The organism is Pseudomonas sp. PvP089 (assembly GCF_017875165.1).
In the GTDB taxonomy this organism is placed as follows: domain Bacteria; phylum Pseudomonadota; class Gammaproteobacteria; order Pseudomonadales; family Pseudomonadaceae; genus Aquipseudomonas; species Aquipseudomonas fortuita.
The window spans coordinates 1,297,597-1,323,411 of the sequence record NZ_JAGGME010000001.1 but is presented as its reverse complement, the minus strand read 5'-3'; the positions used below and the strand labels follow the sequence as shown (position 1 = coordinate 1,323,411).

The 25,815-nt window shown below is 62.6% G+C and carries 24 protein-coding genes and 1 tRNA gene; 16 read left to right on the top strand and 9 right to left on the bottom strand.

The window, feature by feature from the left end; translation table 11 throughout:
- The first annotated feature begins 52 nt into the window (after positions 1-52).
- On the top strand, positions 53-1,159 hold the full coding sequence (locus tag J3A71_RS06060) for an enoyl-CoA hydratase/isomerase family protein (protein WP_016488845.1): 1,107 nt from the start codon (positions 53-55) through the stop codon (positions 1,157-1,159).
- A 30-nt stretch (positions 1,160-1,189) separates the two neighbouring features.
- Here J3A71_RS06060 and J3A71_RS06055 read toward each other — a convergent pair whose 3' ends face one another.
- Positions 1,190-1,639, bottom strand: coding sequence for a hypothetical protein (locus J3A71_RS06055; RefSeq protein WP_016488846.1), 450 nt, complete (start codon positions 1,637-1,639; stop codon positions 1,190-1,192).
- A gap of 212 nt (positions 1,640-1,851) precedes the next feature.
- On the opposite strand from J3A71_RS06055, the gene J3A71_RS06050 reads away from it, so the two are divergent.
- From J3A71_RS06050 to J3A71_RS06020, 7 genes are all read left to right on the top strand, one after another.
- Complete coding sequence (locus J3A71_RS06050) at positions 1,852-3,333, top strand: diguanylate cyclase (protein ID WP_016488847.1); 1,482 nt, start codon at positions 1,852-1,854, stop codon at positions 3,331-3,333.
- Positions 3,326-3,538, top strand: a complete 213-nt coding sequence (locus J3A71_RS06045) for a cysteine-rich CWC family protein (protein WP_080641083.1) — start codon at positions 3,326-3,328, stop codon at positions 3,536-3,538. Before J3A71_RS06050 ends, J3A71_RS06045 begins: the two co-directional genes overlap by 8 nt.
- A 9-nt stretch (positions 3,539-3,547) precedes the next feature.
- Positions 3,548-4,240, top strand: a complete 693-nt coding sequence (locus tag J3A71_RS06040; RefSeq protein ID WP_016488848.1) for a pseudouridine synthase — start codon at positions 3,548-3,550, stop codon at positions 4,238-4,240.
- Positions 4,241-4,585: 345 nt separating this feature from the next.
- On the top strand, positions 4,586-5,473 hold the full coding sequence (locus J3A71_RS06035; RefSeq protein WP_209952708.1) for an alpha/beta hydrolase: 888 nt from the start codon (positions 4,586-4,588) through the stop codon (positions 5,471-5,473).
- A 111-nt stretch (positions 5,474-5,584) separates the two neighbouring features.
- Positions 5,585-5,658: transfer RNA gene (locus tag J3A71_RS06030), tRNA-Gly, on the top strand.
- Between the two features lie 210 nt (positions 5,659-5,868).
- A complete protein-coding gene (locus J3A71_RS06025) occupies positions 5,869-7,575 on the top strand; it encodes a SulP family inorganic anion transporter (RefSeq protein ID WP_016488850.1) in 1,707 nt (568 codons plus the stop codon).
- A 217-nt stretch (positions 7,576-7,792) separates the two neighbouring features.
- Positions 7,793-8,803, top strand: coding sequence for a DUF4917 family protein (locus tag J3A71_RS06020; RefSeq protein WP_096426703.1), 1,011 nt, complete (start codon positions 7,793-7,795; stop codon positions 8,801-8,803).
- A gap of 20 nt (positions 8,804-8,823) precedes the next feature.
- Here J3A71_RS06020 and J3A71_RS31305 read toward each other — a convergent pair whose 3' ends face one another.
- The 4 genes from J3A71_RS31305 to J3A71_RS06005 all read right to left on the bottom strand — a co-directional run bounded on the left by J3A71_RS31305 (position 8,824) and on the right by J3A71_RS06005 (position 11,777).
- Positions 8,824-9,330 carry a DNA-binding protein gene (locus J3A71_RS31305; protein ID WP_245353427.1) on the bottom strand — a complete coding sequence of 169 codons (507 nt, stop codon included), beginning with the start codon at positions 9,328-9,330 and terminating at the stop codon, positions 8,824-8,826.
- A 5-nt stretch (positions 9,331-9,335) separates the two neighbouring features.
- The gene (locus J3A71_RS31300; protein ID WP_083283771.1) at positions 9,336-9,611 is read right to left on the bottom strand and encodes a hypothetical protein; all 276 of its coding nucleotides are present in this window, start codon (positions 9,609-9,611) and stop codon (positions 9,336-9,338) included.
- 189 nt (positions 9,612-9,800) lie between these two features.
- Positions 9,801-11,015 carry an SAM-dependent methyltransferase gene (locus tag J3A71_RS06010; RefSeq protein ID WP_016488853.1) on the bottom strand — a complete coding sequence of 405 codons (1,215 nt, stop codon included), beginning with the start codon at positions 11,013-11,015 and terminating at the stop codon, positions 9,801-9,803.
- A gap of 144 nt (positions 11,016-11,159) precedes the next feature.
- A complete protein-coding gene (locus J3A71_RS06005) occupies positions 11,160-11,777 on the bottom strand; it encodes a TPM domain-containing protein (RefSeq protein WP_016488854.1) in 618 nt (205 codons plus the stop codon).
- Between the two features lie 186 nt (positions 11,778-11,963).
- Here J3A71_RS06005 and bglX point away from each other — a divergent pair, with 186 nt between their 5' ends.
- From bglX to J3A71_RS05985, 4 genes are all read left to right on the top strand, one after another.
- Complete coding sequence (bglX, locus tag J3A71_RS06000) at positions 11,964-14,255, top strand: beta-glucosidase BglX (protein WP_016488855.1); 2,292 nt, start codon at positions 11,964-11,966, stop codon at positions 14,253-14,255.
- A gap of 147 nt (positions 14,256-14,402) precedes the next feature.
- Positions 14,403-16,160, top strand: a complete 1,758-nt coding sequence (locus tag J3A71_RS05995) for an ATP-binding protein (protein WP_016488856.1) — start codon at positions 14,403-14,405, stop codon at positions 16,158-16,160.
- Entirely contained in the window at positions 16,154-17,488 is a 1,335-nt protein-coding gene (locus J3A71_RS05990) for a sigma-54 dependent transcriptional regulator (RefSeq protein ID WP_023047318.1), read from the top strand. Before J3A71_RS05995 ends, J3A71_RS05990 begins: the two co-directional genes overlap by 7 nt.
- 230 nt (positions 17,489-17,718) lie before the next feature.
- The gene (locus J3A71_RS05985) at positions 17,719-19,038 is read left to right on the top strand and encodes an MFS transporter (RefSeq protein WP_024717451.1); all 1,320 of its coding nucleotides are present in this window, start codon (positions 17,719-17,721) and stop codon (positions 19,036-19,038) included.
- A 163-nt stretch (positions 19,039-19,201) separates the two neighbouring features.
- Here J3A71_RS05985 and J3A71_RS05980 read toward each other — a convergent pair whose 3' ends face one another.
- Positions 19,202-19,954, bottom strand: a complete 753-nt coding sequence (locus tag J3A71_RS05980) for a membrane protein (RefSeq protein ID WP_023047319.1) — start codon at positions 19,952-19,954, stop codon at positions 19,202-19,204.
- A 341-nt stretch (positions 19,955-20,295) separates the two neighbouring features.
- Between J3A71_RS05980 and J3A71_RS05975 the strand changes: the two genes are divergently transcribed.
- Entirely contained in the window at positions 20,296-20,622 is a 327-nt protein-coding gene (locus tag J3A71_RS05975) for a hypothetical protein (RefSeq protein ID WP_023047320.1), read from the top strand.
- Positions 20,623-20,740: 118 nt separating this feature from the next.
- Positions 20,741-21,346, top strand: coding sequence for a flavin reductase family protein (locus tag J3A71_RS05970; protein ID WP_016488861.1), 606 nt, complete (start codon positions 20,741-20,743; stop codon positions 21,344-21,346).
- Here J3A71_RS05970 and J3A71_RS05965 read toward each other — a convergent pair whose 3' ends face one another.
- On the bottom strand, positions 21,347-21,613 hold the full coding sequence (locus J3A71_RS05965) for a hypothetical protein (RefSeq protein ID WP_016488862.1): 267 nt from the start codon (positions 21,611-21,613) through the stop codon (positions 21,347-21,349).
- A 16-nt stretch (positions 21,614-21,629) separates the two neighbouring features.
- Positions 21,630-21,923 carry an antibiotic biosynthesis monooxygenase family protein gene (locus J3A71_RS05960; RefSeq protein ID WP_016488863.1) on the bottom strand — a complete coding sequence of 98 codons (294 nt, stop codon included), beginning with the start codon at positions 21,921-21,923 and terminating at the stop codon, positions 21,630-21,632.
- Between the two features lie 202 nt (positions 21,924-22,125).
- Here J3A71_RS05960 and J3A71_RS05955 point away from each other — a divergent pair, with 202 nt between their 5' ends.
- Complete coding sequence (locus J3A71_RS05955; protein ID WP_016488864.1) at positions 22,126-23,046, top strand: AraC family transcriptional regulator; 921 nt, start codon at positions 22,126-22,128, stop codon at positions 23,044-23,046.
- A 133-nt stretch (positions 23,047-23,179) separates the two neighbouring features.
- Here the strand turns inward: J3A71_RS05955 and J3A71_RS05950 are convergent, their stop codons facing one another.
- Positions 23,180-24,817, bottom strand: coding sequence for a 5-guanidino-2-oxopentanoate decarboxylase (locus tag J3A71_RS05950; RefSeq protein ID WP_096426704.1), 1,638 nt, complete (start codon positions 24,815-24,817; stop codon positions 23,180-23,182).
- A 114-nt stretch (positions 24,818-24,931) separates the two neighbouring features.
- Between J3A71_RS05950 and J3A71_RS05945 the strand changes: the two genes are divergently transcribed.
- Positions 24,932-25,807, top strand: coding sequence for a LysR substrate-binding domain-containing protein (locus J3A71_RS05945; protein ID WP_096426705.1), 876 nt, complete (start codon positions 24,932-24,934; stop codon positions 25,805-25,807).
- Positions 25,808-25,815: the final 8 nt, after the last annotated feature.

The window sequence follows — 25,815 nt, the reverse complement described above, 5'->3', positions numbered from 1 at the left end:
GCATGTTCGGGCAGGCAGGCCATACTTGTGCGATGACTGAGCGAGGTAGTCCATGGCCATTCATTGTGAGGTACTCACCGGCGCCGACGGCGCCCGCATCGGCATCGCAACCCTGGATGCGCCCAAGGCGCTCAATGCCTTGAACCTGCCCATGATCGAGGTGCTGGGCGAACAACTGCATGACTGGGCGCGCGACCCTGGGGTCGTCTGCGTGCTGCTGCGCGGTAACGGCAGCAAAGCATTCTGCGCCGGGGGCGATGTGCGGGCACTGGTGCAGGCTTGCCGTGAGCACCCCGGCAGCGTGCCGCCCTTGGCCGCCACGTTCTTCGCCGCCGAATACCGCCTGGATTACACCCTGCACACCTACCCCAAGCCGCTGCTGTGCTGGGGCCATGGGCATGTGCTGGGCGGCGGCATGGGGCTGCTGCAGGGCGCCAATGTACGCATTGTCACACCCAGTAGCCGGTTGGCGATGCCGGAAATCAGTATCGGCCTGTACCCCGACGTGGGTGCCAGTTGGTTCCTCGCCCGGCTGCCGGGCAAGCTGGGGTTGTTTCTGGGGCTGACCGGAGCGCCGATCAATGCACGCGACGCCCTCGATCTGGGCCTGGCCGACCGCTTTTTTGGGGAGCACCAGCAAGAGGCACTGATCGAAGAGCTGCTGCAACTGAACTGGCAGGAGCAGACCGCCCTGCAATTGAACAGCCTGCTCAAGGCCGAACAGCACCGCGCCTGCGCCGAGCTGCCCGAAGCCCAGTGGCTGCCACGGCGGCAGGTGATCGATGCGTTGCTGGATGTGGCCGATGCTGCAGCGGCCTGGCGGGCGTTGGAGGGGCTCAAGCACCATGACGACCCACTGCTTGCAGAAGCAGGCCAGCGGCTGCACGACGGCTGCCCGCTGACCGCGCACCTGGTGTGGGAACAGATTCGCCGGGCGCAGCACCTGTCTTTGGCGCAAGTGTTCCAGATGGAATACTGCATGAGCCTGAATTGCTGCCGCCACCCGGAATTCAGCGAAGGCGTGCGAGCCCGCTTGCTGGACAAGGACAACCACCCCCGCTGGCACTGGCCGGACGTGGCTCAGGTGCCGGCGGCGGTAGTCGAGGCGCATTTTTCCAAGGCGTGGGAGGGGCGGCATCCATTGGCGGATCTGAGTTGACTTCAAGGATCTGGGGCAGCGTTCATTCAACTAACGCTGCCAGTTTCCGCCTCGCCCTTGCCCAGGTCGGCCATCCCGGCGTCCGCCATCATTACCCTGCCCATTGGAGTGCCAGTCGCCGTGCTGGTAGCGCTGGCTGCCATCACGATAATCATGCCGGTCCCGATCCTGCCTGTAGTCCTGCCGATTGCGGTTGCCATAGTCATAGCGCGGGTTGCCGTGCCACTGGTTCACACCCGGCTGCGGATACGGCCGGTATTGCGGCGCGGGCGCCGACCGATAGTAATAACGCGGTGCCGGCTGGTAGTAATAGCGCGGTTGCGGCGCCACGTAGTAACGGTCATAGCGGTAGTACCCTGGCGACACGTAGCGGTCGGTAGAGTAGTAATCCGAGCGATAATAGCCCCCGCTCTCGTAGTACGGGGCGCAGGCAGAAGTCATCAGCCCCAAGAGGGCGATCAACAGGATTCGAGAGTACATGGCGGCCTCCTGGACCGCTGGAGTGCCCGAACAGCGGCGCTGGCGAGCATCGATGCATAACGCGTTCATCGACACTGAATAAGACCGCGAAGCCGAGGTGCAGTGCCGTTTATGCAATAATTTGATACAGGTGCGATAACCCCAAAAAACTTGCAGTCATTTGCCGGCCATCTCACTAGAATGGGCGCCCTGGCACACATCACGGGAAGATCATGCCGTTACGTTCCGCTCTGTTTTCGCAGCGCTCGCTGATCTTTACCCTGCTGGTGCTACTGGCCTGCGGCTTCCTCGCCACTTCACTGCTCAGCTACTTCGCCTCGCGCAGCGCCATTCGCGACGGCATCATCAATACCGAACTGCCGCTGACTTCCGACACGGTCTACTCGGAAATCCAGAAGGACCTTATCCGTCCGGTGCTGATCGCCTCGATGATGGCCCAGGACACCTTCCTGCGCGACTGGGTGCTGTCCGGCGAGCAGGATACCGAGCGCATGACGCGCTACCTTGGCGAAGTCATGGGCAAGCAGGACACTTCCACATCCTTTTTCGTGTCTGACCGCACCCTCACTTATTACCAGGCCAAAGGCGTGCTGAAGCACGTCGAACCAGGCACCTGGCGAGATGCCTGGTATTTCCGCCTGCGTGACCTCAAAGCCCCCTATGAGATCAACGTCGATCTGGACATGGCCAACCAGGACAGCCTGGCGGTCTTCATCAACTACCAGGTGCACGACTACCAGCACCGCTTCATCGGTGCCGCCGGCGTCGGGCTGAGCGTATCGTCGGTAGTCAAGCTGATCGACCAGTATCAACGCCGCTACCAGCGTTCGGTGGTGTTCACCGACGCCAAGGGCAGGGTGTTGATGACCGGCTCGGAAGGTGGCCCGCATGGTCTGCGGGTCGGCCAGCCGCTCAGCGACAACCCCGAACTGAACGACGTACTGGCCGAGCAGTTGGTGCCCGGTGAAGGCAGCCACGAATACCGCGACAGCGACAACCACAGCCACTTCCTGAATGTGCGCCACCTGCCCGAACTGGACTGGTACCTGTTGGTGGACAAGCGCGAAACCGGCGCCCTCGACCGCATCCGCCACTCTCTGTACCTGAACCTGGCCATCTGCGCGATGATTACGCTGGTGGTCCTGGCGCTGGTGCATGCCATGGTCCGCCGTCACCAGGCCAGCACCGAAGCCCTGGCTACCCTCGACAGCCTCACCGGCCTGCCCAACCGGCGCAGCTTCGACCTGCTCGCCGCCCAAGCCCTGCACGAAGCCCAGCGCGACAGTGGGCCGCTGGTGGCATTGCTGATCGACCTGGACCACTTCAAGGCGCTGAACGACACCCATGGCCACCTGGCAGGCGACGAAGTGCTGCGCCAATTCGCCAATGTACTGCAAGGCAGCCTGCGCCAGTCAGATATACTGTGCCGCTGGGGCGGTGAGGAATTCATCGTGCTGCTGCGTGAAGCCGAAGGCCGACAGGCCATCGAGGTGGCGGAAAAGATCCGCCGCCGTGCCGAACAGTTGACCTTCAGCTACGAAGAACAGCCGCTGCGCCTGACTATCAGCATCGGCCTGAGCAGCCTGCAGCCAGGGGATACCCTGCACGCCCTGCTGACCCGCGCCGATCGTGCGCTTTATCGTGCCAAGCAGGCCGGCCGCAACCGCGTCTGCAGTGAAACCCGCCATGAATGACAGCCAACACTGCCCCGCTTGCGGAGCCCTGAACCAATGCAGCCTGGCCGACCCGCGTCGGGCCACCCAGGCTTGCTGGTGCTATAGCGTCAGTATCGATCCGGCCGTGCTGCAGGCCCTGCCCGCCGAGTTGCGGGACAAAGCCTGCCTGTGCCCGCGCTGCGCCGCCGTTGAGGCACAACTGCGCTCCACCACTCCCCACTGACCTGCTCCAATGCGCCTCGACCGTTTCCTCGCCAACCTCCCCTGCCACAACCGCCAGCAAGTTCGCCTGATGCTGGCGCAACGCCGTGTGCGCCTGGATGGCCGAGTAGTCAGCGACCCGCTGACCGAGGTGCGTGAATTCAACCGTGTCGAGCTGGACGAGCAATTGCTCCAGGCGGGCCGCCCCGCGCGTTACCTGATGCTGCACAAGCCACAGGGTTGCGTCAGCGCCACCCAGGACCCGCAACACCCCACCGTGCTCGACCTGCTGCCCACAGCACTGCGTGATGACCTGCACATTGCCGGGCGCCTGGATTTCAACACCACCGGGTTGATGCTCCTGACCAACGATGGCCAATGGTCTCGGCGCCTGACCCAGCCTGCCACCAAGCTGCCAAAGCATTATCTGGTGGAAACCGAAAACGAAATTGGCGAGCACTATGTGGCCAGGTTCCGTGAGGGCTTCTACTTTGCCTTCGAGAACCTGACTACCCAGCCCGCCCAGCTGGATATCCTCGGCCCGCGCCGGGCTCGGCTGGCGATCGTCGAAGGGCGCTATCACCAGGTCAAACGCATGTTCGGGTTCTTCGACAACAAGGTGGTGATGTTGCACCGGGAGAGCATGGGAGCGATCCGCCTGGACCCGGGATTGGCGCCGGGGGACTTCCGGGAGCTGACGGCGGCAGAAATAGCCACTGTATAGGCCGGCACAGACAGTGCAGGGTCGTCATACGACCACTGAGCGACAAAAGTCACATTTCCCCCCGAACGGCACTTGCGCGATCCGCGACCCACTGCTTGAATCCAAATCGTCAGTCTGCATGTGACTACCAAGTCACGCTTGCAGTCGAAGACACTTTTTGCCGGCTACCCAAAGCCTTGATGCCTTGGGGCACGGCAAATTGCCCGCCAAAAACAATACCGTCGACGCACGTGCCAAGGATCGACACAGGGCCCCCCGGTTTCTCTTCAGGCAAATGCCTACCTGTCATAAAGAACGTGCACCCTAGGTGACGCGAATACCCTTTTTGCGCCAGGAGTCGATGACATGAGGCCAGAAATCGCTGTACTTGATATCCAAGGTCAGTATCGGGTTTACACGGAGTTCTATCGCGCGGATGCGGCCGAGAATACGATCGTCCTGATCAATGGCTCGCTGGCCACCACCGCCTCGTTCGCCCAGACGGTACGTAACCTGCACCCGCAGTTCAATGTAGTACTGTTCGACCAGCCATATGCCGGCAAGTCCAAGCCGCATAACCGTCAGGAGCGCCTGATCAGCAAGGAGACCGAGTCGCATATCCTCCTGGAGCTGATAGAGCACTTTCAGGCAGACCATGTAATGTCGTTCTCGTGGGGTGGCGCAAGCACGCTGCTGGCGCTGGCGCACCAGCCGCGGAACGTGAAGAAGGCAGTGGTGAGTTCGTTCTCGCCGGTGATCAACGAGCCGATGCGCGACTATCTGGACCGTGGCTGCCAGTACCTGGCCGCCTGCGACCGGTATCAGGTCGGCAACCTGGTAAACGACACCATCGGCAAGCACTTGCCGTCACTGTTCAAGCGCTTCAACTACCGGCACGTCAGCAGCCTGGACAGCCACGAGTACGCGCAGATGCACTTTCACATCAACCAGGTACTGCAACACGACCTGGGACGAGCGCTGGAGGGTGCGCGGAATATCGACATCCCGGTACTATTCGTCAACGGCGACCGCGACGAATACACCACGGCCGAAGATGCCCGGCAGTTCGGCAAGCATGTGGGCAGAAGCCAGTTCAGCGTGATCCGCGACGCGGGGCATTTCCTCGACATGGAAAACAAGACCGCCTGCGAAAATACCCGTAGCGCCTTGCTGGGCTTCCTCAAGCCGACTGTGCGTGAGCCTCGTCAACACTACCGGCAGGTTCAGCAGGGGCAGCATGCGTTGGCCATCTGAGCGCCTCGGCACTCTGTAGCTGATCCCGCAAGCCATGGGGTGCCGACAAGCTTTTTTTATAACTTGGGCTTCTAATTCTTGGAGGGTTCTGGTAAAAAGTGCTGCGCAGACGCGGGTATAGTTTAGTGGCAAAACGAAAGCTTCCCAAGCTTTAGTTGAGGGTTCGATTCCCTCTACCCGCTCCACATTGCATTCCAGCATGACGTTCCAGCAACGTCATCGCAGTCAAAAGGAGCCTTGGCTCCTTTTTTCGTTTCTGCCCCCACGTTGACCTGGCCCATGGCCAATTGCCTGCTGATCCGCTTCAATGCCCTGCGGATGTATACGCGTGCACGCGAAACGGCTTGTGGCGCATATGCTCAATGGATTCGTGAAACATTTCGAAAGGATGACGCATGTTTCTTTCCCGCTGGCTACCGGGCCTTGCCAACCTGCTGCACTACCGCCGCGAGTGGCTGCATGCCGACCTGCAGGCCGGGCTCTCGGTCGCAGCGATCCAGATCCCCATCGCCATCGCCTATGCGCAAATCGTCGGCCTGCCGCCACAATACGGCCTGTATGCCTGCGTTCTGCCCATGATGGTCTATGCCCTGGTCGGCAGCTCGCGGCAACTGATGGTCGGCCCCGATGCCGCCACCTGCGCGATGATCGCCGGTGCTGTGGCTCCGCTGGCCATGGGCGACCCGCAGCGCATCGTCGAACTGTCGGTAATCGTCACCGTGCTGGTCGGCGTGATGCTGATTGCTGCCGGCCTTGCCCGTGCCGGCTTCATCGCCAGCTTCTTCTCGCGGCCAATCCTGATCGGCTACCTCAACGGCATCGGCCTGAGCCTGATCGCGGGGCAGCTGTCCAAAGTGGTAGGGTTCAAGATCGAAGGCGACGGTTTCATCCTCAGCCTGATCAATTTCTTCCAGCGCCTGGGGGAAATTCACTGGGTCACGTTGCTCATCGGCCTGTCCGCCCTGGGCTTGCTGATCTGGCTGCCGCGGCGCTACCCGCGCCTGCCTGCAGCCCTCACGGTAGTGGCGCTGTTCATGCTGCTGGCCGGGCTGTTCGGCCTTGACCGCTTCGGCGTTGCCGTCCTGGGCCCGGTACCTGCCGGCATCCCGCAGCTGGCCTGGCCGCACAGCAACCTGGAGGAAATGAAAAGCCTGTTGCGCGACGCCCTGGGTATTGCCACCGTCAGCTTCTGCAGCGCGATGCTGACAGCGCGCAGCTTTGCCGCCCGGCATGGCTATGCGATCAACGCCAACCACGAGTTCGTCGCCCTGGGCGTCAGCAACCTGGCGGCCGGCATCTCCCAGGGCTTTGCCATCAGCGGCGCCGACTCGCGTACGGCAGTCAACGACATGGTCGGTGGCAAAAGCCAGCTGGTGGGCATCATCGCGGCATTGGTGATCGCCCTGATCCTGCTGTTCTTCACCGCGCCCATGGCGTGGATCCCGCAGGGTGCACTGGGCGCCGTGCTGCTCATGGCCGGTTGGGGGCTGATCGACATCAAGTCACTGGGCAGCATCCGGCGTCTTAGCCGCTTCGAGTTCTGGCTGTGTCTGCTGACCACGGTCGGCGTACTGGGTCTGGGCGTGCTGCCCGGTATCGTGTTTGCCGTCACCCTGGCGATCCTGCGCCTGCTGTACAGCATCTACCAGCCCACCGATGCCGTACTGGGCTGGCTGCCTGGGACCGAAGGCCAGGTCGACATCCGCAAATTCAAGGACGCGCGCACCGTGCCAGGGCTGGTGGTGTACCGCTTCGACGACGCGATCCTGTTCTTCAACGCCGACTACTTCAAGATGCGCCTGCTCGAGGCGGTACAGAGCCAGGACCAGCCCAAGGCCGTGCTGTTCGATGCCGAAGCAGTCACCAACATCGACGTCAGCGGCATCGCTGCCCTGCGTGAAGTACGCGACACCCTGGCCGCGCAAGGCATCTTCTTTGCCATCGCACGCGCCCGGGGTACGTTCCTGCGCATGCTGGTACGCTCGGGGATGGCGCGGGAAATGGAAGACAAGCTGCTGTTCGGATCGGTACGGGCCGGGATTCGCGCGTACCGGGTGTGGCGCAACCGGAACCGCAGTGTGCCGGCTGCCGAGCAGGACTAAAGAGGTGTTTTATGACCACTGGCCCTATCGCCGGCAAGCCAGCTCCCACAGGTACGACGCAAGGCTCATGGGCTGTGCCGTACCTGTAGGCGCTGGCTTGCCGGCGACAGGGCCAGTGCAGCCAACACAAGACCCTGGCGTGGACACCAACCCTCGCACACCGTGCATGGCATGCTAAAGTCGCCCCCGTTCTCCGCTCCACCCAACGGACCCCAGCATGCCCGCACTTGACGCCACCCTCACCCCCTGGCCAGAACTCGCTGCCCGCCACCCCTGCGACGCCCTGCTGCTGGGCAACGGTGCCAGCCGCGCAGTGTGGAAGCCGTTTGGCTACTTCTCGCTGTTCGAGGAAGCGCAACGCGCCGGCCGCAAGAAAGGCCTGGCGGTCAGCGACCAGGCGCTGTTCAAATCCTTGGGCACAGAACTGTTCGAGCCCGTGCTCAGCGCCCTCAACACCACCGTGCGCGCCAACGCCGCGCTGGCCATCAACTCCACCGCGCCGCTGAACCGCTACTACTCGATCAAGGAAGGGTTGATCCACGCCGTGCGCACGGTGCACCTGCCGTGGTCACTGATGCCAGCCACCACCCTGGCAGCCCTCAACCAGGCCCTGCGCGGCTACCGCAGTATCTACACCAGCAACTACGACTTGCTGCTGCCCTGGGCCGTACAACATGCTCCGCAGGGCTTCGCCAACCTGTTCGACGAGCAAGGCTTTTTCGATGTGCGCCGCACCCGTAGCGAAGGCACCCAGGTGCTGCACCTGCATGGCGGCCTGCACTTGCTCAAGCTGCCTGACGGCACCACACGCCAACGCAGCGCCGACAACGCCGAGCTGCTCGATGGCTTTGCGGTGAACATCCCCGCAGAGGTGCCGCTGTTCGTCAACGAAGACCGCAGCGACGAAAAACTGCGCGCCATCCGCAACTCGGACTACCTGAGCTGGTGCCTTGGGCAGTTGGCCCGGGAAAGCCAGGGGCTATGCCTGTTCGGGCAGCATCTGGACAGCAGTGACCAGCACCTGCTCGAAGCCATCCGCCAGGCGCGGCCACAGCATCTGTCGATTGCCATAAGGCCATTGAGCGAGGCTTCAGTGATCAACCAGAAGCAACACTATATTGATCGATTCGGAAATCTGGCGGGGACGCAGGTGCATTTCTTTGATGCCAGTACGCATCCGTTGGGGCTGGCGGCGTTAGCTATTGAGATGCCGCTTAACCGAAGATGAGGTGGGCTCGGTGCTCAAGCTCAATGGACCAAGCCAGACTCGCCGAAAACACGCTTGTATGAACTGGAAACATTGACAGCCATCGCTATGCGAGCCAGCTCCAAGGTGCCCTGAGCAATCGAGTAGCTGCCTCGCTCCTGCAACCAGAGCAAAATGTCGGCAAGGTGCCAGAGAGAAGTACTGCCATCGTGAACAGGTGCAGGAAAGCTGACCGAATGCGCCACCATCAATTTCCGCATGTTTTGCCGAGACATGCCGATGATCTCAGCCACATCGGTAAGCCCCACGAGATCGGGAGTCGCTTCGATCAGGCGAGCCCGCGGAACAATTTTGCCAACGTCAGCAAGCGCGCTCTCGATAGCCTCTTTGGCAGAGGAAGATTCGCGAATGAATGCCAGTGCCAACCGACCCGGCTGACCTACGCCAACCAACGCATCATCACACCCGCCTTCAGCCAGACGCTCCAATAGCACATCGGTATCTTCGTTTTCGCCCAATTGATACTTCAGGGTGAACTCGTACTCCATTGCGATTACTCCTTCCAAGCATTCGGCGCATGAGCTGCCTTCCGGCTGCCCGAACAGTTGTCGACCACACGCTTTAGCTGTCGCGCAAAATTGCCAGCACTCTTCGGCGTGCTCCATACGCTGACAATGCAGTATTCCCCGCACCGGCAATCGGCATCATTGAGGGGGCAATACATCTTTCCCCAACAGTGCCCACCGCCCACTACGATTTTCCATCCCTTTGACTCTGCGTGCCTCAAGGCCTGCTCGACCTCTTTCTTGGCGTGACAGGGGCGTGCCATCAGCTTTCTCCAGTGTGAGCCCGCCACCCGAGAGTTGTCAATTGACAACCAAAACGCTCGACAAGCGTGCACGCCACAGTACAGAAAGGCTGATGAAAGAAATCGCCGCAAAGTGCGATTAGGAATTTCCCTACATCGATTGGAGATTCATACCCAATGTGCGCCTCAATCAGGTCCGACGTGCAGCCGTCAGAGCAACCCATCCGCCCGCAGTAACGTCTCCAGGCAATGCTCCTGCACCCCATAGAACGCCTTGAGCTGGCCAATCTTCTCCAGCAACGCCCCGTTATCTGCCGCCTTGGGCCGCTTCACCGCAAGAATCATCTTGTTCTTGTTGGTGTGCTCCAGCGAGATAAATTCGAACACCTTGGTCTCGTAACCGCAGGCTTCCAGGTACAGCGCGCGCAGGCTGTCGGTCAGCATTTCGGCCTGCTGGCCCAGGTGCAGGCCGTACTGCAGCATGGGTTGCAGCAACCCCGGGCTATGCAGTTGCGGGCGGATCTGTTTGTGGCAGCACGGCGAGCACATGATGATCGCGGCGTTGCAGCGGATACCGGTATGGATGGCGTAGTCGGTGGCGATGTCACAGGCATGCAGGGCGATCATCACTTCGATGGCCTCAGGCACCACGCTGCGCACATCACCGCACTGAAACTCCAGGCCCGGGTGGTCGAGGCGTGCGGCAGCGCTGTTGCACAGGTCGACCATGTCCTGGCGCAGTTCCACGCCAGTTACCTGTGCGTCGCGGCCCAGGCTGTTGCGCAGGTAATCGTGCATGGCGAAGGTCAGGTAACCCTTGCCCGAGCCAAAGTCGGCCACCCGCAGTGCCTGCCCGGCCGGCACCGGAGCGCTGGCCAGGGCGTGGTCGAAGACCTCGATGAACTTGTTGATCTGCTTCCATTTGCGCGACATCGACGGAATCAGCGCGCCTTGTGCATCGGTTACGCCCAGGTCACGCAAAAACGGGCGCGACAACGCCAGGTAACGCTTCTTCTCGCGGTCATGGCCGCTGCTGGCAGTGACATCACGCGGTGCCTGTGCGCCGTGACGCTGCAGCATCGGCTTGCCCTTCTTGCTGAAGGTCAGCTGCACTTCGCCGTCAGCATCGAACAGGTGGGCGTTGCGGAAGCTGTCTGGCAGCAGCTCGGCGACCAGCGCCTGGGCCTGGTCCAGCGGCAGGTTGCGGGTGATGTCACGCGTCTGGTGGCGGTAGACCAGCGAAAGGCACGGCTGGCCCTTGACCTGCAGCGGCTTGGCGATGATCCGTTGCAATGTCTGGTCGGCACCGACATGGCGCGCCAGCACCAGTTTGACCAAGGTATCGCCGTGCAGGGCGGCGTTCAGCAGGTCGAGAAACTGAGCGCGCGCATCCGGCGCGGAGTGGGCGGAAGTACTGGCGGACATGGAGAAACGGTGCCTCGAATAGCGGGAAGCGCATTCTACACCCTGTGGGAGCGGGTTTACCCGCGAAAGCGTCGGTAGCCTCCAGGCAGCATTCGCGGGTGAACCCGCTCCCACAGGGAACGCGTCAAGCCAGGCGGATCCGAATCAATCGAGAATCACCAGCCGGTTGGGCAACTCGTTACGGGCATGGGTTGCCGGCACGTGCTGGCCAAGCAGCTCGCCACACGCCTCGATGCACTCGACAAAGCCCTGCAACGTCTGGCCCTGGCGCACCTGTTCGGCAAGGCGGGCACCCATGGCCGCGCGGGCTTCAGCATCCAGGCAGTGTTCGATACCCCGATCGACCAGGATCTCCACATGCCGCTCCGCCTCGCTGACGAAAATCAGCACGCCCGTGGCGCCTGCGGTGCGCTGCAGGTTCTGCTCGCGAAACTGCTGGCGGGCCAGCCGAGAAGCATGCCAGCGACGCAGGCCACGGGGGATCAGCCAGCCGGCCAGGCGCGGGTTGCGTAGCAGCAGGCACAAGCCGACGAACAGCAGCACGTTGGCCACCAGCAAGCCGCGCACGCCGGGCCAGCCCAGCAGCCAATGCAACAGGCCCGGTACAACCAGCGCCAGCACGGCGGCCCAGAACAACGGCCAATAGGCGTAATCGTCGGCACGGCGGGCCAGCACCGTCACCAGTTCGGCATCGGTGCGCCGTTCGGCACGCGCAATGGCTTCGGCAATCTGCCGTTGATGGTACTCGTCGAAGGGGGTCATGCCGTCGGTCTCTTGAGCGTTCTTATAGTTGTTGTCCCGGCACTCGGGGCTTCATCCGCAGGGGACATATTCAGGCATAATCCGCTGCTGGAACCTAAGCCTGCAAATCGTACAACAATAGCCGCCTGAAAACTCCGGCCGCGCGCGTATCACCCTGGATACGGCAGAGGCCCCACAACGGAATTGATGATGAAACTGTCTTTGCTGGGCCTGGCCATGGGCCTTGCCAGTCAGGCGGCTCTTGCCGCCCCCTACGCCCCGCCCCTGCAGGACAAGCAGGCGTTCATCGAGCACCTGATCAGCCAGATGACCGAAGCCGAGAAGATCGGCCAGCTGCGCCTGATCAGCATCGGCCCGGAAATGCCCCACGAAAAGATCCGCGAAGAAATCGCAGCAGGCCGCATCGGCGGTACCTTCAACTCGCGCACCGCACCCGAAAACCGCCCCATGCAAGACGCGGCCATGCGCAGCCGACTGAAGATCCCGATGTTCTTCGCCTACGACACCATTCACGGCGAACGCACCATTTTCCCGATCGGCCTGGGCATGGCCGCCACCTGGGACATGGACGCCGTCGCCAAGGTCGGCCGCACTGCCGCCATCGAAGCCTCGGCCGACGCCCTGGACATGACCTTTGCCCCCATGGTCGATATCGCCCGTGACCCGCGCTGGGGCCGTACCAGCGAAGGCTTCGGCGAGGACACCTACCTGACCTCGAAGATCGGCCAGGTGATGGTGCGCTCGTTCCAGGGCAGCAGCCCGGCCAACCCCGACAGCATCATGGCCATCGTCAAGCACTTCGCCCTGTATGGTGCAGTGGAAGGCGGGCGCGACTACAACACGGTCGATATGAGCCTGCCGAAAATGTACAACGACTACCTGCCGCCGTACCGCGCCGCGCTTGACGCCGGTGCTGGCGGGGTGATGGTGGCGCTGAACTCGATCAACGGTGTGCCGGCCACCTCCAACACCTGGTTGATGAATGACCTGCTGCGCAAGGAGTGGGGCTTCAAAGGCGTGACCATCAGCGACCACGGCGCCATCCAGGAGCTGATCCGCCACGGCGTCGCCCGTGACGGCCGTGAAGCCGCCAAGCTGGCGATCAAGGCCGGCATCGACATGAGCATGAACGACACCCTGTACGGCGAAGAGCTGCCAGGCCTGCTGAAGTCCGGCGAAGTGACCCAGCGCGAACTGGACCAGGCGGTACGCGAAGTGCTCGGTGCCAAGTACGACATGGGCCTTTTCAAGGACCCCTACGTGCGCATCGGCAAAGCCGAAACCGACCTGAAAGACTATTACGGCAACGACCGCCTGCACCGCGAAGCTGCGCGCGACGTGGCACGCCGCAGCCTGGTGCTGCTGGAAAACCGCAACCAGACCCTGCCGCTGAAAAAGGCCGGCACCATCGCCCTGGTCGGCCCGCTGGCCGATGCCCCGATCGACATGATGGGCAGCTGGGCCGCCGACGGTAAACCGGTGCATTCGGTGACCGTACGCGAAGGCCTGCGCCGCGCCGTGGAAGGCAAGGCCAAGCTGGTCTACGCCAAAGGCTCCAACGTCACTGGCGACAAGGCGATCCTCGATTACCTGAACTTCCTCAACTTCGACGCCCCGGAAATCGTCGACGACCCGCGCCCGCCTGCGGTGCTGATCGATGAAGCGGTCAAGGCGGCCAGGCAATCCGATGTGGTGGTGGCAGTGGTCGGCGAGTCCCGCGGCATGTCCCACGAGTCTTCGAGCCGTACCACCCTGGAAATTCCGGCCAGCCAGCGCGAGCTGATCAAAGCCCTCAAGGCCACCGGCAAACCGCTGGTGCTGGTGCTGATGAACGGCAGGCCGCTGTCGATCAGCTGGGAGCGAGAGCAGGCCGACGCCATTCTCGAAACCTGGTTTGCCGGAACTGAAGGCGGTAATGCCATTGCCGACGTGCTGTTCGGTGACTACAACCCGTCCGGCAAGCTGGCCATCACCTTCCCGCGCTCGGTCGGGCAGATCCCGATGTACTACAACCACACCCGCATCGGTCGGCCCTTCACCCCTGGCAAACCGGGCAACTACACCTCGCAGTACTTTGAAGAGCCCAACGGCCCGCTGTACCCGTTCGGCTATGGTCTGAGCTACAGCAGCTTCGAGCTGTCGGGCCTGAAGCTTTCGAACAAGGACCTGAAGCGCGGGGACACACTGGAGGCTAAGGTGACGGTGGCGAACACCGGCAAGGTAGCCGGCGAGACCGTGGTGCAGTTGTACCTGCAAGATGTGTCGGCGTCGATGAGCCGCCCGGTAAAGGAACTGAAGAACTTCCAGAAGCTGATGCTCAAGCCGGGCGAGTCACGCACCTTGACCTTCCGCATCAGTGAGGAAGACCTGAAGTTCTACAATGGCCAGCTGCAGCGGGTTGCCGAGCCAGGGGAGTTCAATGTCCAGGTCGGGCTGGATTCCCAGGCGGTGCAACAGCAGAGCTTCGAACTGCTGTAACTGAAAGGTCGCCTGTACCGGCCCTTTCGCGGGCTTGCCCGCTCCCGCAGGATACTCACAGCCCGATGGACCTGTGCAGTACCTGTGGGAGCGGGCAAGCCCGCGAAGAGGCCAACCCCGATATCACCATCATCCGGATCCGCCCCGATGCCCTTTTCCTTTCGCGCCCTGCGTCTGGGGCTGATCACCCTGTTGATCGTGCTGGGCACCGCCCTCAGTGCCGGGTGGGCCATGCACCAGGCCAAGCGCCAGGCCATGGAAGACGACGCCCGGCGTGCCAGCCAGCAGTTGGGCCTGTACGCCAATACCTTGCACACCCTGATAGACCGCTACCGCGCCCTGCCCGCCGTGCTGGCGCTGGACCCGGAACTGATCGCCGCCCTGCGCGACCCTGTCAGCGAACAGGTGCAGAACGCCCTGAACCGCAAGCTCGAACGCATCAACGGCGCCGCAAATTCCTCCACGCTCGAACTGCTTGACCGCACCGGCCTGGCCATCGCCGCCAGCAACTGGCGGCTGCCCAGCAGCTACGTCGGTTCCAACTACGGCTTCAGGCCCTACTTCAAGCAGACCCGCAGCCAGGGCAGTGGCCGCTTTTACGCCGTGGGCGTGACCAGTGGCGTGCCGGGCTACTTCCTCGCCAGCGCGGTGAACGACGAGCATGGCCGCTTCCTCGGCGCCATGGTGGTGAAGCTGGAGTTCCCCGAGCTTGAACGCGAGTGGCGCCAGGGCAGCGACATCCTGCTGGTAAGCGACGCCCGCGGCATCACCTTCATTGCCAACCAGGACGGCTGGCGTTACCGCGAGCTGCAGCCGCTCAGTGGTGCCGACCGTGCCGAACTGGCCGAAACACGCCAGTACGACAAGCAACCGCTGGTGCCGTTGCAGCATCAGGTGCTGACGCGCTTTGCCGCCAACAGTACCCTCAGCCGCGTGCAAGGCCCCGAGGGCAGCGCCGAGTACCTGTGGGAAAGCCTGCCACTGGAAAGCGAAAACTGGACCCTGCACCTGCTGCGCAAACCGCAGGTCGCCGCCGACGGCCGCAATGCCGCCCTCGGCGCCGCTGCCGTCTGGCTGAGCCTGGTGTTCGCCGCCCTGTTCGTCAGCCAGCGCCTGCGCCTGGCCCGTCTGCGCCAACGCAGCCGGCAAGAACTAAAGCGCCAGGTCGAGGAGCGCACCCGCGAACTGCGTACTGCTCAAGAAGGCCTGGTGCAATCAGCCAAGCTGGCGGCGCTCGGGCAGATGTCAGCCGCCATGGCCCACGAAATCAATCAGCCACTGACCACCCAGCGCATGCAACTGGAAACCCTTCGCCTGCTGCTCGACCATGGCCGCCATGACGAAGCGCGCCAGGCATTGGAGCCACTGGAGCAAATGCTGACGCGCATGGCCGCGCTCACCAGCCACCTGAAAACCTTTGCCCGCAACAGCCCGGTCGGGCTGCGCGAGCGCCTCGACCTGGCCACCGTTGTCGACCAGGCACTGCATCTGCTGGAAACCCGCATTCGCACTGAGGAGGTAGAGGTTGCCCTGTACCTGGCGCGCCCGGCCTGGGTACGCGGCGATGCCATCCGCCTGGAGCAAGTGCTGATCAACCTGTTGCGCAATGCCCTCGACGCCATGGCCGACAAGCGCTACAAACGCCTGGAGGTGCGCATCGAGCCCGAGGGCGAGCGGTGGTGCCTGAGTGTGCTGGACTCGGGGGGCGGCATTGCCCAGCCCGACCTGGCCAAGGTCTTCGACCCGTTCTTCACCACCAAACCGGTGGGCGAAGGACTGGGCTTGGGCCTGGCCATTTCCTACGGCATCGTCCACGAGGCCGGTGGCCAGTTGCAGGCCGAAAACCTGCCCGGTGGCGCACGCCTGAGCCTTATCCTGCCCCGTGACCTGGAGCCTGTATGTTGAATTCAGTGATCGTCGTCGATGACGAAGCCAGTATCCGCACCGCGGTCGAGCAATGGCTGAGCCTGTCCGGCTTCGGCGTGCAACTGTTCGCACGCGCCGAAGAGTGCCTGGCACACCTGCCGCAGCACTTTCCCGGGGTAATCATCAGCGATGTGCGCATGCCGGGCATGGATGGCCTGCAGTTGCTCGAACGCCTGCAGGCGGAAGACCCCGACTTGCCTGTCATCTTGCTGACCGGCCACGGCGACGTGCCGATGGCAGTGGAGGCCATGCGCAGCGGCGCCTACGACTTCCTGGAAAAACCCTTCACCCCGCAGCACCTGCTGGGCAGCCTGCGCCGGGCCCTGGAAAAGCGCCAGCTGGTGCTGGAAAACCGCCGGCTGCACGAACAGGCAGACCTCAAGTCCCGCCTGGAAGGCACGCTGCTGGGCATGTCACAGGGCCTGCAACAGCTGCGCCGACAAGTACTGGAGCTGGCCAGCCTGCCGGTCAATGTGCTGATCCGTGGCGAAACCGGCAGTGGCAAGGAGCGCGTGGCCCGCTGCCTGCACGATTTTGGGCCGCGCGCCAGCAAACCCTTCGTCGCACTCAACTGCGCGGCCATCCCCGAGTCGCTGTTCGAGGCCGAGCTGTTCGGCCATGAGAGCGGCGCCTTCACCGGCGCCCAGGGGAAGCGCATCGGCAAGCTGGAGTACGCCAACGGGGGCACGGTGTTTCTCGATGAAATCGAAAGCATGCCACTGGCGCAACAGGCCAAGCTGTTGCGCGTGATCCAGGAGCAGAAGCTGGAGCGTCTGGGTGCCAACCAGAGCATCAGCGTCGACTTGCGTGTCATTGCCGCGACCAAGCCAGATTTGCTCGAGGAAGCTCGCGCCGGGCGCTTTCGCGAAGACCTTGCCTATCGCCTGAATGTGGCCGAGTTGCACCTGGCGCCGCTGCGGGAGCGGCGCGAAGACATTCCGCTGCTGTTCGAGCACTTTGCCCGTGCCGCAGGTGAAAAGCTTGGTCGTAATGCCTTGCCGTTAACGGGTCCACAGCTGGCGCAGCTGCTATCGCATGACTGGCCAGGCAACGTGCGTGAGCTGGCCAACGCGGCGGAGCGGCATGCGTTGGGGCTGGGTTCGCCAAACATTGAAGTGACACCTGCCGGGCCTTCGCTGGGCGAGCAGATGGAAGCGTTCGAGGCGCAATGCCTGCGCGCAGCCTTGCGACTGCATGGGGGCGAGATCAAGTCGGTGATGGAGGCGTTGCAGCTACCCCGGCGTACGCTTAACGAAAAAATGCAGCGGCATGGGCTGGTGCGCGAGGACTTTGTCGGGCGCGAATGAGCGGATTTCCGCTTACCTGCAATCGTTGATAGGCAAAAATCCGCTTATCTCTGAGCGATCCTGGGGCTGCTTTGCAGCCCATCGCGACGCAAGGTCGCTCCTACAGGCCAGGTACCACAAGGTCCTGCACTCAAATGAATCACCCCGCCCCCATTTGGCACACCTTCTGCAATTGCCCTGGCAAGCTGCGCCACGGCGCGCTCCACAAAAACAACGAGAAGGTATCCCTGATGGATAACGCCACCTCCCTGCCCGCCGGGGCGGCCACTGCGCCCGCCGCGGAAAAAACCACCGCCAGCCGCCTGAAGTCGATTTTCAGCGGGTCCATCGGCAACATGGTCGAATGGTACGACTGGTACGTCTACGCCGCATTCTCGCTGTACTTCGCCAAGGCCTTTTTCCCGGCCGGTGACTCCACCGCACAATTGCTCAACACCGCCGCGATCTTCGCCGTGGGCTTCCTCATGCGCCCAATCGGTGGCTGGCTGATGGGCCTGTACGCCGACCGCAAAGGCCGCAAGGCCGCGCTGATGGCCTCGGTACTGCTGATGTGCGCCGGCTCGCTGGTCATCGCCCTGACCCCGGGCTACGAAACCATCGGCGTCGCCGCACCGATCCTGCTTGTCATCGCACGCCTGCTGCAAGGCTTGTCGGTGGGTGGCGAGTACGGCACCTCGGCCACCTACCTCAGCGAAATGGCCAGCAAGGAGCGCCGTGGCTTCTTCTCCAGTTTCCAGTACGTGACCCTGATCTCCGGCCAGCTCATCGCCCTGGCGGTACTGATTGTCCTGCAACAGACTCTGACCACAGAGCAGCTGTATGCCTGGGGCTGGCGCGTGCCGTTCGTGATCGGTGCGCTGTGCGCAGTGGTTGCCCTGTACCTGCGTCGCGGCATGGAAGAAACCGCCTCGTTCACCAAAAAGGAAAAGGCCAAGGAAAGCCTGATGCGCACCCTGCTGCGCCACCCCAAGGAGCTGATGACCGTGGTCGGCCTGACCATGGGCGGCACCCTGGCGTTCTATACCTACACCACCTACATGCAGAAGTACCTGGTCAACACCGTGGGCATGAGCATCAGCGACTCGACCACCATCTCGGCCGCCACACTGTTCCTGTTCATGTGCCTGCAGCCGGTGATCGGTGGCCTGTCCGACAAGATCGGCCGACGTCCGATCCTGATCGCCTTCGGTGTGCTAGGCACCCTGTTCACCGTGCCGATCCTCAGCACCCTGCACACCATCCAGACCTGGTGGGGCGCGTTCTTCCTGATCATGGCAGCACTGATCATCGTCAGCGGCTACACCTCGATCAACGCCGTGGTCAAGGCAGAGCTGTTCCCAACGGAAATCCGCGCCCTGGGCGTGGGCCTGCCGTACGCCCTGACTGTGTCGATCTTCGGCGGCACCGCCGAGTACGTGGCCTTGTGGTTCAAGAGCGCTGGCATGGAAAGCGGCTTCTACTGGTACGTCACCGCCTGTATCGCCTGTTCGCTGCTGGTTTACGCGACCATGAAGGACACCAAGCAACACTCGCGGATTACTACCGAGTGAATGTGAAGCTGCTGAAATGAAGAAGGGCGCACCGTTCCAGGTGCGCCCTTTTCATTTGTTCGATCAACACTCATCTCGCTGTGAGCCGATTAAACATCCTATTCGGCTCATCCTGTGAGCCGAATAGCTCAGTTAATCGGCGCACTCGTGCCTCAGAGCCTGTTCAGGACATCTCCAACACCTGGCGCGGTTCCCGACGCTGGTACCAGGTTGCCATCAGCACCAGCACTAGCAGCACCCCGCCCAGCACGGCCGACGAACCGATTGTGCCGAAGTCCAGGCCGCCCTTTTCATGAGGTTTGGTGAGGAAGTCGCCCAAGGTGGCGCCGAATGGGCGTGTGAGCACGAACGCCACCCAGAACAACACCACGCCGGGGATGCGCGTCCAGTAACGGGCCACTACCACCAATGCGATGGCACTGCCGATCAGCAGCGCGCCGCCGGCAAAACCAAGCCCCGAATCATCGGCCAGGTAATCGCCAAGGGCAGTGCCAAGCGTGTTGGAAAACAGGATCGCTACCCAGTAGAACAGCTCGCCCGAACGATTCTTGATGCGGGTGACGTCCAGTGGGTTGCCGCTCAGGCGCCAGACCAGGAAGGTCAGCAGCAGGATCCCGATGAGCAGGGCCGAACCCGTGGCATAACCCAGACCCAGGGTGCGGTCCATGAAATCGGACATGGTAGTGCCAGCAGTGCTGGTGGAGAGGATCACCAGCCAGTACAGCATCGGATGGTAGCGGCGGGAGTAGAGCTGGCCGACCAAGGTTAGCAGGAACACGCTGATCAGCATCAACGAGCTGAGTGCATAGCCGATGTTCAGCGTCATCGACAGCAAGTCGCCGGCGGTTTCGCCAAGGGTGGTAGCGCAGATCTTCATGACCCAGAAGGCCAAGGTGATTTGCGGGAGTTTGTTCATTGTTGTGCCGCTCCAGTTTGAGGTGCGGCGATGGTGCTGAGCAGCGTCTGAAAAATCGGTTGGTGATGTATGAAAAAAGCGTTGATTGAACTTTGAAACAAGACATTTCGTTCTTAACGCCCCATTAATTCCCGCCCCTCAAGCTGCAAGGGCTGATGAAACGATACGCGAGAGCTTACGGCGAGTGATCGACACCGCTACCTGACTCACGCGAAGTGCGCCCTGACACATCGATATATTCGATTTTTATACGCTGTTATTTGCGCTTTTTAATCAAATTAATCAGCGTAGGATGAAACCCATAGAAACAAACAACCTCTCGCACAGATGGAGCACCGACCATGAAAAACAAACTGATCCTCACCCTGGCCCTTTCGGTTTTCGCAGCTGGCGCCTTCGCCGAAGATGGCTTCGACCGTACCAGCGCTCACACCTTTGCCGCGGCTCAAACACAGTCCGCTAGCTACGCTGAAGATGGCTTTGACCGCACTGGCGGCCAACGCTTTGCCGAAGACGGCTTCGACCGCACCGGTGGCCAGCGTTTCGCCGAAGACGGCTTCGACCGCACCGGTGGCCAACGCTTTGCCGAAGACGGCTTTGACCGCACCGGTGGCCAACGCTTCGCCGAAGACGGCTTTGACCGCACCAACGCCCACCGCATCAGCTGATACCTGATGCGAGCAACCAGCCCGGCTTTGGCCGGGCTTGATCATTTGCAGGCGAGCACAGGCTTGGCACACTAGGCACCTTGTCCATCAGGAGGTAGGGCCAACAAGCCCAGCACAGATGTATTACTACGAACCTGCCAAAGGCCACGGCCTGCCCCACGACCCGTTCAACGCCATCGTCGGCCCCCGCCCTATCGGCTGGATTTCCTCGCACGACCGCGAAGGCCGCCTGAACCTGGCGCCCTACAGCTTCTTCAACGCCTTCAACTACATCCCGCCGATCATCGGTTTCTGCAGTGTCGGGCGCAAAGACAGCCTGAACAACATCGAGCAGACCGGCGAATTCGTCTGGAACCTGGCCACCCGCCCCCTGGCCGAGCAGATGAACCAGAGCTGCGCGCCGGTTGCTGCCGAGGTAAGCGAGTTCGAATTGAGCGGCCTCACCGCCACGCCCTCGCGCATCGTCAGCGTGCCGCGTGTAGGCGAAACCCCGGTGGCGTTCGAATGCAAGGTCAGCCAGATCGTCCAGCTCAAGCGGGCCGACCAGGAGCTGGTGCCCAGCTGGCTGATCCTTGGCGAAGTGGTGGCGGTGCATATTGCCGAGCACCTGCTGAAAAACGGCATCTACGATACCGCTGCTGCCGAACCGATTCTGCGTGGTGGTGGCCCGGCGGACTATTTCGAATTGGGCAACCTGTTCAAGATGGCCCGCCCGCCGGCCTGATCACCAGATCAGTTCGCCCTCTTCGCTGACGCCTTGCAGGCGTTGCAGCTCGGCCGTGGCCGCTTCGTCGGCAGCCACGGCGCCTTTGAATACCTGCCCGTCGAGGACCTTGTGAAAGCGCGGCGCGCCGCCCATGCTCAAGGCCTTGACCGCAATGGCGGCGCTGTAGCCGCCACCTTCCACCGGCACCATCGCCGATACCGCTTCGAAATGAGTGAATTCCCTACGTGCCATGTTGCTATCCGCTTGGTTGAACAAGGGCGTCACTTTACCTCATCCACCCTCAATCGAAGGTATGCAAGTCCAGGCTGCTGACCACTTGCGCCTGCACCAGCTCGCCAAACACGTCCAGGGTCGGCGAAGCAAAGTAGCCACTCATCGCCTGCTGATCCTGCCAGCTGCCACTGAGCAACCACAGGTCGGCATCGGCCTGGGAGCGCTGCACCGTGAAACTCAGGCAACCCGGCGCACGCCGCGAGGGCTCGAGCAGGTCGCGCAGGCGCGCGCCCAGCTCTGCCGAGCGCCCGCTGCTGGCACGGATGAAAGCAAGATGGGTGACCGGTTGTTTTAGGGTCATTGCACAATCTCCTTGAAGCAGGCGGACGGAAAAGCCAGGTTGCCAAGGTTAGGGGCTCACCCGCGCGGCGCGTTAGGCCAATACTGCTCGCCGATTGCCTGATCCTGCAGCGCGGCAGGATCAGGCAATCGACGTGCAGCTTTCGACTAGCGCCCGTCTTTGCCCAAACCTATGCTGCGTCGGTCAGTAGAGGAAAGCCATCATGACCACCGCCACGTCCATCGACCCGCCCCTGGAACTGCAGCGCCTGGAACTGGCCGAGCTGATCCGCCGCCACGCCGGCGACCCTCATGGCCCGGCATCCGCCATCGATGACCTGTACCTGGTGCGCTACACCGAGAACGTGCGCTCGGTGCCGACCTTGGCACAACCCGCACTGTGCATCCTTGCCCAAGGCAGCAAAACCCTGTTCCTCGGGGACGAGCAATACGCTTATGACCCACTGCACTACATGGTTGTCTCGGTGACCTTGCCGCTGAGTGGCGTGAGGCTCGACGCCAGCCCGGAGAACCCAAGCCTTGGCCTGCGCATGGACCTGGACCCGGCCGAGATCAGCCAGCTGATCGCCGAAAGCGGGCCGATGCTGGTACCCAACCGGCCCTCAGGCCGTGGCCTGTATGTGGAAAGGACCGATGCCGCATTGCTCGACGCCTTGCTGCGGCTGCTGCGCCTGCTGGACACCCCGCGCGACATCGCCATGCTCGCGCCGCTGTTCCGCCGCGAGATTCTCTATCGCCTGCTGCGGGGGCCGCAGGGTTCCCGGCTGTATGAAATTGCCTTGGCCAACAGCCAGACTCACCGGGTTTGCCAGGCCATTACCTGGCTGAACAACAACTATCAGTTGCCGCTGCGCATCGAGGATCTGGCGCGGGAGGTCAACCTCAGTACCTCGACCTTGCACCATCGCTTCAAGGCCGTGACGTCGATGAGCCCGTTGCAGTACCAGAAGCAGCTGCGCCTGCAGGAGGCGCGGCGGTTGATGCTCAACGACGGGCTAGAGGCGGCGGTGGCCGCCTATAGGGTAGGGTATGAAAGCCCGTCGCAGTTCAGCCGTGAGTACAGCCGGCTGTACGGCGCACCACCGATTCGGGATGTGGCGCGGTTGCGGGCTACTGCTGGCTGAGTCCTGTTTTTCCTGTACCGGCCTCTTCGCGGGCTTGCCCGCTCCCACAGGTACAGCACAACTTCAGAGTATGTGCAGCACCTGTGGGAGCGGGCAAGCCCGCGAAAGGGCCAGTACAGGCAATAGCTTGACTTCAACCCGCCACGGTTTCCTGCCACTGATTCTGGTCAACCTGAATCAAGGTCGGCCCGATGCGCTCCACCGCCTGCCCCAGCGCCGCTTGCAGCTGCTTCACGTCCGTCACATGCTCCGCCGCAGCCCCCAACGCCCGCGCCACGCCGAGGAAGTCCGGGGTATGGATATCGACCCCGACCGGCTCGATCGCCCGGTTGACCATGTACTTCTTGATCTCCTCGTACCCTTGGTTATTCCACAGCAGCACGATCAACGGCACCTGCGCCTCCACCGCGCTGGCCAGTTCTGGCAGGGTGAACTGCAAACCGCCGTCACCAATCAGGCACACCGCAGGCGCGCGCTGGCCGATTTGCTCCGCACTCCCCAGCCAGGCGCCCATGGCCGCAGGCAGGGCGTAACCCAGGGTGCCGTACCCGGTGGAGGCATTGAACCAACGGCGTGGCTGGTCCATGTCCAGGGTCAGGTTGCCGGTGTACACGGGCTGGGTCGAATCGCCCACCAGGACGGCATTGGGCAGTCGTTCGAGAATCGCGCTCAGCAAGCGCGTCTGGCTCAGGGTTGGCTGGTCCCAACCTGCCGCCAGAGCCTGGCGCAGGTAGGCTACGCGAGCCACACCCCAAGTGCTTTCACGCACGGGTTGCGGCAGGGCCTGCAAGGCACCGAGCAATGCATCAGCAGCCAGTCCGGCATCGGCCACCAGCGCAAGCTCGGGCAAGTAATTGCGCACGGTCTGGTCCGGGTCGATGTCGATGCGCAGCAGGCTGCCCGGGATCTCGAAACCACCCTTGAAGGTCACGTCATAATCGGTTTCGGCCAATTCGGTGCCGATCGCCAGCACCACATCGGCCTCAGCCACCAGCGCGCGTGTAGCCGGCAGCGACTGGGTCGAACCAATCTGCAGCGGGTGGCTGGCCGGCAACAAACCTTTGGCATTGATGGTCAGCGCCACCGGGGCCTGAAGGTGTTCGGCCAGACGCGCCAGCGCAGCCCCCGCGGCCAACGCACCACCGCCCGCCAGGATCAAGGGCCGCCTTGCACCTGCCAGGCGCTCGGCCATCTGCGCCACGGCCTGCGGCGCTGCCCCTGCCCGGCTGCCACGCACCGGGCGGCCCGGCAGCAGGAAGTCGGCCGGTTCGACCAGCACGTCGAGCGGGATTTCGATATGCACCGGGCGCGGCCGGGCGCTCTCGAACACGGCAAATGCCCGCGCCAGCACCTGCGGCAGGTCTGCAGCCGTCATCAAGGTGTGAGAAAACGCGGCCACACCCGACACCAGTGCCGCCTGGTTGGGCAGCTCGTGCAGCTTGCCGCGGCCACCGCCCAGCTGGTCACGGGACTGCACGCTGGAAATCACCAGCATCGGGATCGAGTCGGCATACGCCTGGCCCATGGCAGTGGTGATGTTGGTCATGCCCGGGCCGGTAATAATGAAGCACACCCCAGGTTTGCCACGGGTGCGCGCATAGCCATCAGCCATGAACCCGGCACCCTGCTCGTGGCGCGGGGTGATGTGGCGAATGGACGAGCCTGCCAGACCACGATAGAGCTCCACGGTATGTACACCGGGAATGCCGAAGACATGGTCGACGCCATAGCCTTCAAGGAGATTGACCAGTACTTCGCCGCAGGTTGCCATCGGTTTTCACCCTGAATATTGTTGGATTATGCCCTTATTGGACCCAAGCCACGGCTACCGCCACAATGCAAAAAAACACATACTAGCCATGTCCTGTCATCATGGCTCAGCACGATGAAACGCTTCCCGCCCCTGCCCGCCCTGCACACCTTTCTGGTCACCGCCCAGCACTGCAACTTCACCCGTGCAGGGCAACAGCTGCACATCACCCAAGGCGCCGTCAGCCGGCAGATCGCTGCCCTCGAAGCGCACCTGGGTTATGCGCTTTTCCAGCGCCAGGCCCGCGGGCTGAGCCTGACCCGCGAAGGCCAGGACTGGCTGCCTCGTGTACAGCAGGTATTCGCGCTGATTGAGGAAGGCGTGCGTGAGGTCGGTGGACGCAGCACTACCTTGCAGCTCAAGGCCCCAACCTGCGTGATGCGCTGGCTGTTGCCGCGCCTGATGGAATGGCAGGCACTGCGCCCGGACGTACCGGTGGAGCTGACCACCACGGTGCAGCATGGCGTGGATTTTCGTCGCGAGGGCTTCGATGCAGCGGTGGTTTATGGCGATGCGCCAAACCACGGGCTGCATGTGCGCAAGCTGTTCGATGAACAACTTACGCCCGTGTGCGCCCCCTCGTTGCGTGAGGGGCCGATACCGTTGCAGCAGGTGGAAGACCTGGCGCGGCACATGCTGCTCCACCCGTCGCGGGATGAACATGACTGGCAGTTGTGGCTGCAGGCAGCGGGGGTGACGTTGGCCACTCTTGGGCCGAAGCAGCATTTCGAGACACTGGACATGGCGATGGCCATGGCCTCGCAGGGGACGGGTGTGGCCATCGGCGACTGGTCGCTGATTGGCGATGACTTGCGCGGGGGGCGGCTGTGCATGCCGTTTGCGCTGAAGGTAGTGACCGGGAAAGGGTATTACCTGGTAAGCCAGGCCAGAAGCTTGCCGCCAGGGTTGATGGAGTTACTGGACTGGCTGGAGAGCCAGGCTAGCCAATAAGTGCCTCT

Coding starts and splice junctions, on each gene's coding strand:
- J3A71_RS06060 (WP_016488845.1), top strand. CDS start 53: ATGGCCATTCATTGTGAGGTACTCACCGGCGCCGACGGCGCCCGCATC.
- J3A71_RS06055 (WP_016488846.1), bottom strand. CDS start 1,639: ATGTACTCTCGAATCCTGTTGATCGCCCTCTTGGGGCTGATGACTTCT.
- J3A71_RS06050 (WP_016488847.1), top strand. CDS start 1,852: ATGCCGTTACGTTCCGCTCTGTTTTCGCAGCGCTCGCTGATCTTTACC.
- J3A71_RS06045 (WP_080641083.1), top strand. CDS start 3,326: ATGAATGACAGCCAACACTGCCCCGCTTGCGGAGCCCTGAACCAATGC.
- J3A71_RS06040 (WP_016488848.1), top strand. CDS start 3,548: ATGCGCCTCGACCGTTTCCTCGCCAACCTCCCCTGCCACAACCGCCAG.
- J3A71_RS06035 (WP_209952708.1), top strand. CDS start 4,586: ATGAGGCCAGAAATCGCTGTACTTGATATCCAAGGTCAGTATCGGGTT.
- J3A71_RS06025 (WP_016488850.1), top strand. CDS start 5,869: ATGTTTCTTTCCCGCTGGCTACCGGGCCTTGCCAACCTGCTGCACTAC.
- J3A71_RS06020 (WP_096426703.1), top strand. CDS start 7,793: ATGCCCGCACTTGACGCCACCCTCACCCCCTGGCCAGAACTCGCTGCC.
- J3A71_RS31305 (WP_245353427.1), bottom strand. CDS start 9,330: ATGGAGTACGAGTTCACCCTGAAGTATCAATTGGGCGAAAACGAAGAT.
- J3A71_RS31300 (WP_083283771.1), bottom strand. CDS start 9,611: ATGGCACGCCCCTGTCACGCCAAGAAAGAGGTCGAGCAGGCCTTGAGG.
- J3A71_RS06010 (WP_016488853.1), bottom strand. CDS start 11,015: ATGTCCGCCAGTACTTCCGCCCACTCCGCGCCGGATGCGCGCGCTCAG.
- J3A71_RS06005 (WP_016488854.1), bottom strand. CDS start 11,777: ATGACCCCCTTCGACGAGTACCATCAACGGCAGATTGCCGAAGCCATT.
- bglX (WP_016488855.1), top strand. CDS start 11,964: ATGATGAAACTGTCTTTGCTGGGCCTGGCCATGGGCCTTGCCAGTCAG.
- J3A71_RS05995 (WP_016488856.1), top strand. CDS start 14,403: ATGCCCTTTTCCTTTCGCGCCCTGCGTCTGGGGCTGATCACCCTGTTG.
- J3A71_RS05990 (WP_023047318.1), top strand. CDS start 16,154: ATGTTGAATTCAGTGATCGTCGTCGATGACGAAGCCAGTATCCGCACC.
- J3A71_RS05985 (WP_024717451.1), top strand. CDS start 17,719: ATGGATAACGCCACCTCCCTGCCCGCCGGGGCGGCCACTGCGCCCGCC.
- J3A71_RS05980 (WP_023047319.1), bottom strand. CDS start 19,954: ATGAACAAACTCCCGCAAATCACCTTGGCCTTCTGGGTCATGAAGATC.
- J3A71_RS05975 (WP_023047320.1), top strand. CDS start 20,296: ATGAAAAACAAACTGATCCTCACCCTGGCCCTTTCGGTTTTCGCAGCT.
- J3A71_RS05970 (WP_016488861.1), top strand. CDS start 20,741: ATGTATTACTACGAACCTGCCAAAGGCCACGGCCTGCCCCACGACCCG.
- J3A71_RS05960 (WP_016488863.1), bottom strand. CDS start 21,923: ATGACCCTAAAACAACCGGTCACCCATCTTGCTTTCATCCGTGCCAGC.
- J3A71_RS05955 (WP_016488864.1), top strand. CDS start 22,126: ATGACCACCGCCACGTCCATCGACCCGCCCCTGGAACTGCAGCGCCTG.
- J3A71_RS05950 (WP_096426704.1), bottom strand. CDS start 24,817: ATGGCAACCTGCGGCGAAGTACTGGTCAATCTCCTTGAAGGCTATGGC.
- J3A71_RS05945 (WP_096426705.1), top strand. CDS start 24,932: ATGAAACGCTTCCCGCCCCTGCCCGCCCTGCACACCTTTCTGGTCACC.